The sequence below is a fragment of the Mucilaginibacter lacusdianchii genome (assembly GCF_009770985.1).
In the GTDB taxonomy this organism is placed as follows: domain Bacteria; phylum Bacteroidota; class Bacteroidia; order Sphingobacteriales; family Sphingobacteriaceae; genus Mucilaginibacter; species Mucilaginibacter lacusdianchii.
In genome coordinates this window covers 285,671-297,617 of sequence record NZ_WSRW01000002.1, presented here as the reverse complement: position 1 = coordinate 297,617, position 11,947 = coordinate 285,671, and the positions used below count along the sequence as shown (strand labels likewise).

Sequence of the window (11,947 nt, the reverse complement as noted above, 5' to 3'; positions counted from 1 at the left end):
GTTAGCTATACTTAATACATTCAAATGAACATATTTTTAACCCGTGCGTTACAATACAAAATAACATTATGCTAAGTTCAATTTCACCTGCCGCAGGACGATTGCTGATTTCAGAACCATTTATGATGGATCCGAACTTTAAGCGTTCGGTTATTTTTTTGACTGAACATTCGGACGAAGGCACACTAGGATACGTTTTAAATCATCAGAGCGAGTATATGCTGGGTGATGTATTACCTGATACCTCATACTCAGAAATGCCCGTTTATGTGGGTGGCCCGGTGGCAAATAACACACTACATTTTATTCATCGCTGCCCCGATAAAATTGAAGGTGGTATTGAAATATGGGATGGTGTTTTTTGGGGAGGCGATTACGATCAGGTTAAAAAGCTGGTTTCCGAATATCAGCTTAAAGAAGACGAAATTCGTTTTTTTGCAGGTTACTCAGGCTGGAACGCAGGTCAACTAGATGCCGAGATTGCAGAAAATACCTGGATTGTAGCCAATAAATTTAATCCGGAAATATTGTTTACGCACGACGAGCAAAACTTGTGGCGTGAGGCAGTAATCAGCTTAGGGCAAAAATATGCTCACATTGCTAATTTTCCTGAAAATCCTATGTTAAATTAATTATGTGTTGTGAGTTGTCTGATTATAACATTACCGGCAACTCACAACACATAACCAACAACTCATTAGGCTTCGTAACCTGAAGGATAACCTTCATTTTTCATATCAACAGCTGATTCCAGCACTTTATCGGCCAGTTGCTTTTTGTAGGCAATTAGGTTTTGCGCGATTTGTTCATCTGCAGTTCCCAGTATCTGTGCGGCCAGTAAACCGGCATTTTTAGCGGCATTTAAGGCAACGGTAGCTACCGGAATACCATTAGGCATTTGCAAGATAGATAGTACAGAATCCCATCCATCAATAGAATTACTAGATTTTACAGGTACACCAATAACCGGCAAGTGCGTTAAAGAGGCTACCATGCCAGGCAAGTGAGCTGCACCACCCGCACCAGCGATGACTACTTTTAAGCCACGCCCGGCGGCAGATTTGGCATATTCAAATAAACGGTCGGGCGTACGGTGGGCCGATACTACGGTGATTTCATAGTCAACGCCTAATTCTTTCAGCACGTCGGCAGCATCGTTCATAATATTCAGGTCAGACTTGCTGCCCATGATGATGCCGATTTTAATTTGATTCATAGTATTCTAATTTTATTTACTTAACAATACGAGGCCGCTTAAAAGCATAAGCCAGCCCTATAATAATAAAAAACGTTAGCACAAATCCACCTGCGATGTACAGGTAAAATGATGAACTTAAGTTTAGAGGTGTGCCTGGTCTGACTGATTGTGTCGGCGGCGGTTGTGAGGTTATATGAAAACTTTTGTAAAAGGCATCCCGCTTGTTTGCGTGTGTATCCAATCTTTTGTTAGTAAACCATATACCGTAGCTTACCAATGTGCTGTTTATTAGTACTACGCGCTGGTAGCGGGTTACAAAAGGATCGCCGTTTTGAGGTTCATATTCAAATTCATAGCCTGATAATTCATCAGCGATAGGTGCTGGCCGTTTAGCCCATAAAGTACCATTAGTTGATTTCAAGGCACCTTCTACATAGCCATCATATACTTGGTCAAGATTGTTGTAGTCAATCTGATGAAAGTAGTCCTCGTTTTTTAATTCACTAGCCTGTGCAAAATAAGCGCATGAGTCTTTTACAATTACATATACTTTACCATGCTTTATATTTTTAACGTTCGGTGCACTTGGCATAGTTATTTCTGCCACGTTATTAAGTTTTAGTACGTAGCCGCCATCTTGGCCATAGCATAGTGCGGTAAACAGAAGAAGGATTAGTGTTGTAATTCCTTTATGATACGGATTAGGTGTCATTTACTTTAGTTGGTATAGGCTAGGTACTTATCAAGTTGATTGGCTATAGAATCAGCGCTGCTTGGTGTAGGCGCATTGGTATTTACAATTTGCCCACGCTTGTTTATGATAATATATCTGGGCATAAACACTTGCGTTTGGGCATTGCCGTTTACAGATTTTCGGTACAAATTCTCATATTGCTTACTATCCAAAAACATATGATATCCATCAATTTGATATTTCTTTAATTGCTGTTTCCATACCAAGTTGCGTCCGCCGCAAATATACAGGTAAGCGATGTCTTTTCGTTGATGATACTTAGCCTTTAAAGGTTTGGTGAAATTTTTGAATTCTTGGAGGCATGGGCCGCAAGTGGTGCCCCAAAAATCCACATATAAAACCTTGCCCTTGAAATTTTTATTGTAAATGCTGGTTAAAGTCGTATCAGCTTTGGTTATGTCCAGCAGGTGAGTATTTTCATTACCGCTCCAGCTCGTCCACACCAGCAACTTCAACCCAACGGAGCAAGCTACTAAAATCACTGTAAAGCTTAATGCTTTCCAAAAACTGGTTGAGTTTTGTTTAGACGAACGATAAAAAAAGTACATACTAACAAATAACAATACAACAGCTATAAAGCTTTTAATATACATCATGCCCATCAGGCTGCTGTTGTTTTGCAATAAGTTGTCTAATAAAATAGCTTTTTGCTCTCTGTTATATGAATAGTTTCCTTGTACTAAGTATATCATTTCATCATGTACATCGCGTGTCCAGTCCACATAATGTTTTGGAACGTCCATCATAATGAATGGTATCACAGCTAAAAGTACTGCGCCAGTCCAGAAATGCTTCGATTTGATCATCATGTGATAGTGAAAGGTTAAACATGATAAATATAAGCAATAGGAACTTATATTCAACAGTTTATCCTGTCACTACTTTATTTGCATCCATGTAATTACTTAGCTAATTACTTTTAATGTATCCTGTACAAAGCGTGCTTTTTCAATGGCCTTTTCGCGATCACCATCTACAATGGTAACATGGCCCATTTTACGGAAAGGTTTAGTAAGCGCTTTACCATACAAGTGAATGTACACGCCCGATAGTTTCAATATCTTTTCAATGCCTTGATACACTGCCGGACCTTCATAACCAGGCTCGCCTAATACATTGACCATGATAGCGTTGGTGGTGCTGGCTGTGTCGCCAAGCGGTTGATTGAAGATTGCACGCAGGTGCTGCTCGAATTGTGATACAATATTACTCTCAATGGTTTGATGGCCGCTGTTGTGCGGGCGCGGAGCTAATTCATTTACCAGAACTTTGCCATTTTTATCCACAAACATCTCGACAGCCAATAAACCAACGATTTTTAAGTTATCGGCTACTTTGCGGGCAATATCAATAGCCTCTTGCTGGATATCGAACGACAGGGTAGAAGGGGAGATCAGGAACTCTACTAAGTTAGCCTGCGGGTTAAATTCCATCTCAACCAGCGGAAAAGTTTTCACTTCACCTTTTTCATTACGGGCTACAATTACTGCAATCTCTTTCTCAAAATCAATCCAGCGTTCAATCAAGCTAGGTTCGGTAAAAGCATTTTCCAGGTAAGATTCATCAACTACCTTATATACGCCCTTGCCATCATAGCCGTCTCTGCGTAGCTTTTGAATGTAAGGGAAAGGAATTAGGCTTTGCCGTAATTGCTGTGGTGATGAGATAATTTGGAAATCAGATGTTGGGATATCGTTTTCTTTAAAAAACTGTTTCTGCAATCCTTTATCCTGTATCAGGCGTATTACGCGCGGCTGTGGGTAAACTACCACACCTTCTTTTTCCAATTGTTCCAGCGCATCTACGTTTACCTTTTCAATCTCGATAGTCAGCAGATCTACTTTTTTGCCAAAATTGTAAACAGTTTCATAATCACTGAGCGATCCTACCACAAACTCATCACATAATTTGCGGCATGGTGCTTCGCGGTCGGGGTCAAGTACTTTAACGGTAACATTGTAATTAATGGCCTGTTGTATCAGCATTCGTCCCAGCTGTCCGCCACCTAAAATGCCCAGTCGTAAATCTCCGTAAAATGCTTTCATAATTTGATAGCACAATTTTAGCGCAAAAGTTTCAAAAACCCTAAATCATTTTAAAAGGTGTGATGTTTACACGATAAGCGTATATTTGGCGCGTTATAAATAAAATTAACTTTTCCTGATGAAGACAAAAATAGCAGTAGCTAAAGGCGACGGAATCGGTCCGGAAATTATGGAGGCCGTATTAAATATTTTTGAGGCAAATGAAGTGCCTTTAGAATATGAATTTGTTGAAATGGGTAAATCCTATTTCGACGCCGGACACTCAACCGGTATGACCGAAGCGGCTAAACAAACTATCGAAAACCTGGGTGTTTTATTTAAAGGCCCGATGGAAACTCCTAAAGGAAAAGGTGTAAAAAGTATTAACGTAACGGCCCGTAAAGTATGGAACACCTATGCTAACCAGCGCGATTTCCGTTCATTGAACGGCGTACAAACTGTATTTTCAAAGGCAGGCATTCCTATCAATTTAACAATCATCCGCGAAAATATTGAAGATACCTACGGCGGTATTGAGCACATGCTAACTAATGATGTTGCTGTTGGCCGTCGTATCATAACCCGTCCGGGCTCGGCACAGGTAATTCGCTATGCGTTTGAAATGGCTCGCCGCAAAGGGCTTAAAAAACTAGCCTGTGGTCACAAAGCCAATATCATGAAACTAACCGACGGTTTATTTCTGGAAACTTTCTACGAAATAGCTAAAGGGTACCCGGATATTCAGGCGTCTGACATCATTGTTGACGATTTGTGTATGAAGCTGGTTAGTCACCCAGAAATGTTCCAATCTATTGTATTAACCAACCTGCAAGGCGATATCGTATCTGACTTGTGCGCTGGTTTGGTAGGTGGCTTAGGTTTTGCACCATCAGCTAATATTGGCGATAATATTTCCATATTTGAGGCTGTGCACGGTACTGCACCTGATATTGCCGGTCGCAACATTGCCAACCCAACGGCTTTGCTGTTGTCTGGTATTTCGATGTTGCGTTATATGGGCTTTACTGCTAATGCGGCTACTATTGAAAATGCTTTGCTTTACACTTTGGAAAAAGGTGTGCACACTGGTGACTTCGGCGATCGTTCTGTTAAATCTTCTAACACTACCGAATTTGCGGAATGCATTATTGCAAACTTAGGTAAACATCCATCAAGCGGTGGTGCATTTTCTCAGCCTAACTTCGAGTGCAAAACCAATGTTGATTTCCATCCGTCAAAAAATAAAATCACTGTTACCGAGCCGGGTATTAAAGAAGAGATTTTGGGTGTTGACATCTTTGTTGAATCAGAGCTGCAACCATCAGAACTGGCTGAACTTGCCAAAAGCAAGCTGAATGATAAATTTGAGCTGATTATGATTTCGAACCGTGGTACGCAGGTTTGGCCAACAGGTTCGGTGTACACCGAGTTGGTGAACCAGTTCCGTATTCGTTACGAAAAAACAGACGGTAGCGAACTTAGCCAACGTGATATTTTCGAAATAGCAGCACATGTTTCTGATGCCATCAAGGTATGTTCTGTAGAGCTTTTGATGAAGTTTGGCGATAAGATTGGCTACTCATTAGCGCAAGGTCAATAAGCTGGTATAAACTCTCAAAACAAAAAGGCTATCCGTTATGGATAGCCTTTTTGCTTTTTGTAAAGTCAGTGATCTCTTGTGTCTTATAAAAGCAAAAATGGCACTGCAACAATATTGAGTTTGTAGCAATGCCAGTAGTTGAATAGGTTTATTATAAAGTACTATTACCGGCCGTTTGCATCTGTAACGGGTACAGTGTACTGACCGTAAGATACATTTTTTCTATTGCCGCTTTGTGCAAAAATAAGGCACTCATTAAAGCGATGACTGTTGATGGCTACTGTACCGGTTTCGCCTTTCATCAGCGGAGAAAGGATTACCTGGTAACTTTGGAATGGTTTGTCATACGTTTTTTCAACAGATTTCCAGGCTGATTCCATGCTCAGTTGCTGTTGTTGAGATTTAATTAGTTCGTTATAAAAAGATTTATGCTGTGCATAAAACTGACGGAAGCCGCTGTCTTTTGCAAAATCCTTTAACAATGATGCATATTTCTTGAAGTCGAGACGGTTTAAATCAATACGATAATCAGCCTTTAATACAAAACGGTTGCTGTTAAAATAGAAGGCATATAAACCGTTTCTAAAGTATGTCAGGCGATTTGCATCTTCAGACAATTCCTCATTAAGTTCTCTAACTGCTTTATGCTTTTTATAAGCGCTAAAATGCTTTGATACTTCTTGATAATAAGGCGTTTCTTTATTGATAATATTATCATTTTGCTGGGCAGCATCTGTTAAAGAAAGTACAATATAGCCTAATTCATAAGCCTCAGGTACCTGTGCTATGGCTTGATTGGTGTTTTCTTTAATGTGTTTGGATGTATAGCGTGGCGCAATGTCATAGCTTTTGCAACCAACAGATAATATGGAAACGGCACTTAATAATAAGGCGCTGCCCATAATTGCATTTTGTAATGCTTTCATAATGAGGTGTTTTTGTGTTTAATCAAATAGTATATACAAATATATATACTATTTATCATATATCAATATATTTAAAAGAAAAATATTTTCTTTTAGAGAAAAATACTTATATGCTTACTAAACGCTCGCCATCAATCTTCTTTTGCAATTCTATAATAGCACCAATCAGTGCTTCGGGCCGGGGCGGGCAACCTTGTACATAAACATCAACCGGTATCACCCGATCTACACCCTTAACTACATGGTAACCATGTTGCCAATATGGGCCTCCGCAATTTGAGCAGGAACCCATGGAGATCACATAGCGTGGTTCGGGCATTTGTTCGTACAAGCGTTTTATACGCTCGGCCATTTTAAAAGTTACAGTACCCGCAATTATAATTACATCGGCCTGCCTGGCAGAAGGCCGTGGAAAAACACCCATTCGGTCTACATCGTAGGTAGATGCATACATGCCCATCATTTCAATAGCACAGCAGGCAATACCAAAGCTTAGTGGCCATATAGAAGATAAACGAGCCCAGTTAAGCAAATCATTTAATTTGGTGACTACAACGCCGCCGTTTTCACTCATTGACTGCTGATCCATTAATCGGGCTTTTTAAAAGTTGGTTTAAACATGGGTTTTTTTGGAGCAGCAGCTGCAGGAGCGGATGTTGGTAAAGCTGTTTCCGGCTCCTTTACTGTATTTTGAATAAACGATTTTACTCTAAAATTATTCTGTTCCAGGTTAAGTTTTTCATAAACGGATAACGGAATATCAACATCCACTGTAGGCAAAACTTGTTGAGGCTTGATGTATTCCAAATCGCCTTTGCGCCAAACATACACCAGTCCTAAAATAAGAATACCGGCGAACACAAACATTTCAATTAATGTAAAAACGCCCCAGCGCGCATCAGTGGCAATTAATTTGGCATTGGCATAAACCGTAGCCCACGGAAAAATAAAAACCATTTCTACATCAAACAGCAAAAATATTAGCGCAATAATGTAAAAGCGGGTATTAAAAGGCATCCATGCACTACCCACCGGTTCTTCGCCGCATTCGTACGAGGTTAGCTTTTCGGCGTTAGGTTTGTTGGGCGATAATAACTTGTTCAAAAACATTGTTAACGCCACTAAAACAAAGCCAGTAATCAGAAAGATAAATATCTTTCCAAATTCCGATATTTGCGAAACCTCGTTCATGACTGCAAACTTAGTAAATCCAACTCATATTGATGCCATTATTATAGGCGCAGGTGCTTGCGGCTTAATGTGTGCCGTACAGGCCGGCTTTTTAGGCAAACAAACACTCGTTTTAGAAAAAAATGATCGCCCAGGGGCCAAGATACTGGTTAGCGGTGGTGGCAGATGTAATTATACAAATTTAAATACTTCTGCACAGCAGTTTATCTCCGGTAATCCGCATTTTTGCAAATCGGCATTTGCACAATGGACCGTTGAAGATACTATCGGCTTTTTTGAAACATATGGTATAGAGGGGCAGGAAAAAACGTTGGGACAGCTGTTTCCAACCACTAACAAAGCCAAAGATATTGTAGACGTATTCGTAAATTTATGTCATGACCTAGATCAGCCTATATGGCTCAATACAAATGTAAAAGCCATAGAGCGTGATGTAAACGGTTTTGTAGTCACTTATGAGCAACATGGCAAAATTACGCAAGTAGCAGCCCCCAAAGTGGTGATAGCTACAGGTGGCTTGCCAGTGCACAAACTAGGTGCAACAGACTTTGGATTGCGTATAGCACGGCAGTTCGGACTGCAAGTTGTTAAGCCTACGCCCGCCTTAGTGCCGCTTACCATTACGGGTAAAGATCTGCCTTGGTACGGGCAGTTATCAGGCAACAGTATATTTTGCCGGGTATGGAACGATGATATTAGTTTTGAAGAGAATATCTTGTTTACCCATTGGGGATTAAGTGGCCCGGCTATTTTACAAATATCATCTTATTGGCAGGCAGGGCAGGAGTTTTATTTAGACATGCTGCCGCATCAAGATATTGTTGAATTGATAAGCCAAGAACGGAATATTAATCCCAAAAAAACGCTGTTAAATGTACTAGCCGGTTTATATACGCGTAAGTTTGCTGAAGCACTGGCAAATTATTTACCCGTTACTAAAAATCTTGCTTCTTTGTCAAAAGCAGATTTAGAAGACATTAATCAGCTCATTCATCAATTCAAAGTGAAGCCGGCGGGCGATAAAGGTTATGATAAAGCGGAGGTGATGCGTGGCGGTGTAAGTACCGATGAGCTGTCATCTAAAACGCTGGAAGCCAAGAAAGAACCTGGTTTGTTTTTTGGGGGAGAGAGTGTTGATGTAACCGGATGGTTAGGTGGGTACAACTTTCAATGGGCTTGGGCATGCGGGTTCGTAATAGCGCAGAATATTTAATATGTATTGGAATATTTAATATTTGGAGAATTAATTTCTTAAATGTAGTTTCGTAACACATTTGTTACGATGTTCAAAAAAATCCCCTATCTCAATAACTTCAGGTTAGTGTGTCTTTTGTATGCCATGGTAAGCGTGTTTTGCTGGCAATATAAATACTTTGGCAACCGCTATAACAACTACAGTATTTTTGAGCAAGTATATAATCATGCACGTGCACAAACCAATTTATACGCTTTTTATCCGAACGAATATTTTGACAGTAATCATTACGGTCCTGCTTTCAGTATAATAGTAGCCCCGTTTGCTTTACTGCCAACCATGTGGGGGTTTTTGTTGTGGAATATTGCCAACGCAGTTATATTTATATATGCGGTTCGATTGCTACCTATCAATGATAAAGCAAAAATGCTGCTGTTGCTTTGCTGTAGTATTGAGTTTGCTAACGCGCAACATGCCATTCAATTCAATCCTATAATAGCCGCCTTCATTATTTTCGCTTTCGTACTGGTTGAGAAACGGCGGGAAGAGTGGGGAACCTTATTTATCATTTTAGGCACTTTTATTAAGCTATATCCTATAGCGGGCTTAATGTTCTTTATGTTTTCAAAACGCAAAAAAGCGTTTATTGCCTGGTGCGTTGTTTGGAGCGTGGTATGGTTTTGTGCACCTATGCTAATTTCCAGTCCGCAGTTTATTTTACAATCTTATGCCGACTGGTGGCATTCGCTCCATGATAAAAATCTGCAAAACATGACGCTGCTTTCCGCACAGGATCTTTCGGTAATGGGTGTATTGCGCCGTATTACCAGTAACTTAAACGTGCCTAATTTGCCATTTTTAATAGCTGCAGCCGCTTGCTTGGGCTTTTCATTATTGCGTTTTTCGCAGTACCGATATTTGAATTTCAGGTTATGCATTTTGAGTTCGGCTTTAATTACTGTTGTTATATTTAGCACAGGATCCGAGCCGCCTACCTATATCATAGCTACCGCCGGAGCTATCTTATACTTGTTGTTACAACCGCAGCCATATACTAAAACCACAATTGCTTTATTTATTGCCATTGCCTTATTTGCGGCTTTGGTTTCAACGGATGCCATCCCTGCGTTTATCCGTAAGCCTTATTTAAGCAGGTATGCAGTTAAAGTGTGGCCTTATATTGCCGTATGGGGCAAATTGGTGTATGATATGCTATTTAAAAACTTTAATGGCAAAGTGTATATGCAACCTCAATTGAGTGAAAATAATGAAGAAGCATTATTGATGGCCTGAAAATTTCATGGTTTAGTATTAGTAGATGATTTAAGCTTGCGGTAGTAAGCAATTAATGCCTGCATTTTGTCAAGTCGATATTTGCCGGTTTGAATAGCTTCAACAGCTTGCGGCTCATCGGCCATCATATCGCTCATTACGTCCACAAAGTTTTGCGGCGTTATTTGGCTTAACTCTGCCGGTGTGGCACCAAAATAGTAAGTGATACGAGAACTGCCGCCACCGCCGTTACCTAAAGAGATGCCTACGCCACCACCACCGTAGCCGCCATAACTGCCGCCACCAATACCAAACCCAACATCGGGCCGAATTTTGAAACCGCCACCGCCTTTACTGCCACCGCCATAAACGTACAGTTTTAAAGGTTCGTCCAGTTCTACCTTTACAAAATCAAACTCGTGCTTGGCCCAGCTTTCGTTTTGTGGGGCGTGGGCAACTACAAAGCTGTCGCGGCCGGCCACAAAGTATTTGATGTCGCTGGCGCTTAGTTTTATTTCTTTAGCTTTTTCGTTGTCTTTGTATTCAATAAAGCCCTCGTTTGCAATAGGACCTTTGCCAGATGGGTTAGTACGAATAAGGCCTGGTACTTTATTCCCCTTCGTATCAAAAAAGTAGCCCGGTTGCCATTTTTGTGATTTTGCTGATACATACATCAGCATAAAAAATAAAATAATTAAACTTGAGCGCATAACACAAAGAACGCATTTTTAAATAAAATATGATAACCGTTGATTTACGCAGTGATACCGTAACCAAGCCTACACCCGGAATGCTAGAAGCTATGTGGAGCGCCAAAGTAGGAGATGATGTTTATGGCGAAGATGAAACCGTAAACGAACTGGAAGTTAAAGCGGCGGCAATGTTTGGAATGGAAGCAGGGTTGTTTTGCCCGTCTGGTACAATGACTAACCAGATTGCCATTAAGTGTTTCACTAATCCGCTGGATGAATTGATTGCCGACCAAACTGCGCATGTATACCGTTATGAGGGCGGGGGTATCGCTTTTAATTCAGCCGTATCAACCCGCTTATTGAACGGCGAGCGTGGTATTTTAACCGCAGAGATGATTGAGCCCGAAATAAACGACCCTGATAATGTGCATTACCCACTTACCACTTTAGTGGTGTTAGAAAACACCGTTAATAAAGGTGGTGGCAAATGCTATACGCTTGACCAGATTGCACCTATTGCAGAATTGTGCCAACGCCATAACCTGAAATTACATTTGGATGGTGCACGTATTTTTAATGCTTTAGCATACACTGGTGATAACGCGGTTGACTATGGTAAATACTTTAGCGGCATATCCGTTTGCCTATCTAAAGGTTTGGGTACGCCGGTAGGCTCGGTATTTTTGGCTGATAAACAAACTATTACATATGCACGTCGCGTGCGTAAAGTACTGGGCGGGGGCTGGCGTCAGGCTGGCTTTTTGGCGGCTGCCGGTATTTATGCCTTAGATCATCATGTAGAGCGGTTGAAGATAGATCATAAACATGCACAAATCTTAGCAAATGAATTGAGCAAATGCGCTTGGGTGACTAACATAGTTCCTGTTGAAACCAATTTGGTATTGTTTGACACCGCTGGTTCGGCCGATGCTATTGTAGCACAATTGCAGGAAAAAGGTATTAAATGCAATGCGACCGGTAGTAACCGAATTAGGTTTGTATTGCATTTGGATATCCATCCAGAGCAGGTAGAGTATGTAGTAAGTGTTTTAAAGAGCTTATAACATTATACGTCCTAGCCCAACATGGTTGGAT

13 protein-coding genes are annotated in these 11,947 nt (G+C 40.7%); 5 read left to right on the top strand and 8 right to left on the bottom strand.

What is annotated here, in order from left to right:
* Positions 1 to 68 precede the first annotated feature (68 nt).
* Positions 69 to 632 (top strand): YqgE/AlgH family protein, encoded by a 564-nt coding sequence (locus tag GPM24_RS08305; protein ID WP_158826301.1) that lies wholly within the window; start codon positions 69 to 71, stop codon positions 630 to 632.
* 65 nt (positions 633 to 697) lie between these two features.
* On the opposite strand, the gene purE is transcribed toward GPM24_RS08305, so the two are convergent.
* The 4 genes from purE to GPM24_RS08285 all read right to left on the bottom strand — a co-directional run bounded on the left by purE (position 698) and on the right by GPM24_RS08285 (position 3,997).
* Entirely contained in the window at positions 698 to 1,216 is a 519-nt protein-coding gene (gene purE / locus GPM24_RS08300) for a 5-(carboxyamino)imidazole ribonucleotide mutase (protein ID WP_158826300.1), read from the bottom strand.
* Between the two features lie 16 nt (positions 1,217 to 1,232).
* Positions 1,233 to 1,805 carry a hypothetical protein gene (locus tag GPM24_RS08295; protein ID WP_158826299.1) on the bottom strand — a complete coding sequence of 191 codons (573 nt, stop codon included), beginning with the start codon at positions 1,803 to 1,805 and terminating at the stop codon, positions 1,233 to 1,235.
* Positions 1,806 to 1,915: 110 nt separating this feature from the next.
* On the bottom strand, positions 1,916 to 2,761 hold the full coding sequence (locus GPM24_RS08290) for a TlpA family protein disulfide reductase (protein ID WP_158826298.1): 846 nt from the start codon (positions 2,759 to 2,761) through the stop codon (positions 1,916 to 1,918).
* A gap of 96 nt (positions 2,762 to 2,857) precedes the next feature.
* Positions 2,858 to 3,997, bottom strand: a complete 1,140-nt coding sequence (locus GPM24_RS08285; protein ID WP_199269713.1) for a 5-(carboxyamino)imidazole ribonucleotide synthase — start codon at positions 3,995 to 3,997, stop codon at positions 2,858 to 2,860.
* Positions 3,998 to 4,115: 118 nt separating this feature from the next.
* Between GPM24_RS08285 and GPM24_RS08280 the strand changes: the two genes are divergently transcribed.
* A complete protein-coding gene (locus GPM24_RS08280) occupies positions 4,116 to 5,576 on the top strand; it encodes an NADP-dependent isocitrate dehydrogenase (RefSeq protein ID WP_158826297.1) in 1,461 nt (486 codons plus the stop codon).
* Between the two features lie 164 nt (positions 5,577 to 5,740).
* On the opposite strand, the gene GPM24_RS08275 is transcribed toward GPM24_RS08280, so the two are convergent.
* The 3 genes from GPM24_RS08275 to GPM24_RS08265 all read right to left on the bottom strand — a co-directional run bounded on the left by GPM24_RS08275 (position 5,741) and on the right by GPM24_RS08265 (position 7,693).
* Positions 5,741 to 6,502: a DUF4932 domain-containing protein gene (locus GPM24_RS08275; RefSeq protein ID WP_158826296.1), complete on the bottom strand. Its 762-nt coding sequence runs from the start codon at positions 6,500 to 6,502 to the stop codon at positions 5,741 to 5,743.
* A 106-nt stretch (positions 6,503 to 6,608) separates the two neighbouring features.
* Positions 6,609 to 7,091 carry an NADH-quinone oxidoreductase subunit B gene (locus tag GPM24_RS08270; RefSeq protein ID WP_158826295.1) on the bottom strand — a complete coding sequence of 161 codons (483 nt, stop codon included), beginning with the start codon at positions 7,089 to 7,091 and terminating at the stop codon, positions 6,609 to 6,611.
* Positions 7,091 to 7,693 carry an NADH-quinone oxidoreductase subunit A gene (locus GPM24_RS08265; RefSeq protein WP_158826294.1) on the bottom strand — a complete coding sequence of 201 codons (603 nt, stop codon included), beginning with the start codon at positions 7,691 to 7,693 and terminating at the stop codon, positions 7,091 to 7,093. Before GPM24_RS08265 ends, GPM24_RS08270 begins: the two co-directional genes overlap by 1 nt.
* Here GPM24_RS08265 and GPM24_RS08260 point away from each other — a divergent pair.
* Complete coding sequence (locus GPM24_RS08260; RefSeq protein WP_158826293.1) at positions 7,692 to 8,906, top strand: BaiN/RdsA family NAD(P)/FAD-dependent oxidoreductase; 1,215 nt, start codon at positions 7,692 to 7,694, stop codon at positions 8,904 to 8,906. The two genes, GPM24_RS08265 and GPM24_RS08260, sit on opposite strands and share 2 nt — an antisense overlap.
* Positions 8,907 to 8,975: 69 nt before the next feature.
* Positions 8,976 to 10,181 carry a glycosyltransferase family 87 protein gene (locus GPM24_RS08255; protein ID WP_158826292.1) on the top strand — a complete coding sequence of 402 codons (1,206 nt, stop codon included), beginning with the start codon at positions 8,976 to 8,978 and terminating at the stop codon, positions 10,179 to 10,181.
* 5 nt (positions 10,182 to 10,186) lie between these two features.
* Here the strand turns inward: GPM24_RS08255 and GPM24_RS08250 are convergent, their stop codons facing one another.
* The gene (locus GPM24_RS08250) at positions 10,187 to 10,870 is read right to left on the bottom strand and encodes a hypothetical protein (RefSeq protein WP_158826291.1); all 684 of its coding nucleotides are present in this window, start codon (positions 10,868 to 10,870) and stop codon (positions 10,187 to 10,189) included.
* A 29-nt stretch (positions 10,871 to 10,899) separates the two neighbouring features.
* On the opposite strand from GPM24_RS08250, the gene GPM24_RS08245 reads away from it, so the two are divergent.
* Positions 10,900 to 11,916 carry a threonine aldolase family protein gene (locus GPM24_RS08245; protein ID WP_158826290.1) on the top strand — a complete coding sequence of 339 codons (1,017 nt, stop codon included), beginning with the start codon at positions 10,900 to 10,902 and terminating at the stop codon, positions 11,914 to 11,916.
* The last annotated feature ends 31 nt before the right edge of the window (positions 11,917 to 11,947 follow it).

What these genes read in the sequence shown, in the direction of transcription:
- GPM24_RS08250 (WP_158826291.1), bottom strand. Translation starts at nt 10,870, where the DNA reads ATGCGCTCAAGTTTAATTATTTTATTTTTTATGCTGATGTATGTATCA.
- GPM24_RS08265 (WP_158826294.1), bottom strand. Translation starts at nt 7,693, where the DNA reads ATGAACGAGGTTTCGCAAATATCGGAATTTGGAAAGATATTTATCTTT.
- GPM24_RS08290 (WP_158826298.1), bottom strand. Translation starts at nt 2,761, where the DNA reads ATGATGATCAAATCGAAGCATTTCTGGACTGGCGCAGTACTTTTAGCT.
- GPM24_RS08245 (WP_158826290.1), top strand. Translation starts at nt 10,900, where the DNA reads ATGATAACCGTTGATTTACGCAGTGATACCGTAACCAAGCCTACACCC.
- GPM24_RS08285 (WP_199269713.1), bottom strand. Translation starts at nt 3,997, where the DNA reads ATGAAAGCATTTTACGGAGATTTACGACTGGGCATTTTAGGTGGCGGA.
- GPM24_RS08305 (WP_158826301.1), top strand. Translation starts at nt 69, where the DNA reads ATGCTAAGTTCAATTTCACCTGCCGCAGGACGATTGCTGATTTCAGAA.
- GPM24_RS08275 (WP_158826296.1), bottom strand. Translation starts at nt 6,502, where the DNA reads ATGAAAGCATTACAAAATGCAATTATGGGCAGCGCCTTATTATTAAGT.
- GPM24_RS08280 (WP_158826297.1), top strand. Translation starts at nt 4,116, where the DNA reads ATGAAGACAAAAATAGCAGTAGCTAAAGGCGACGGAATCGGTCCGGAA.
- purE (WP_158826300.1), bottom strand. Translation starts at nt 1,216, where the DNA reads ATGAATCAAATTAAAATCGGCATCATCATGGGCAGCAAGTCTGACCTG.
- GPM24_RS08255 (WP_158826292.1), top strand. Translation starts at nt 8,976, where the DNA reads ATGTTCAAAAAAATCCCCTATCTCAATAACTTCAGGTTAGTGTGTCTT.
- GPM24_RS08270 (WP_158826295.1), bottom strand. Translation starts at nt 7,091, where the DNA reads ATGGATCAGCAGTCAATGAGTGAAAACGGCGGCGTTGTAGTCACCAAA.
- GPM24_RS08260 (WP_158826293.1), top strand. Translation starts at nt 7,692, where the DNA reads ATGACTGCAAACTTAGTAAATCCAACTCATATTGATGCCATTATTATA.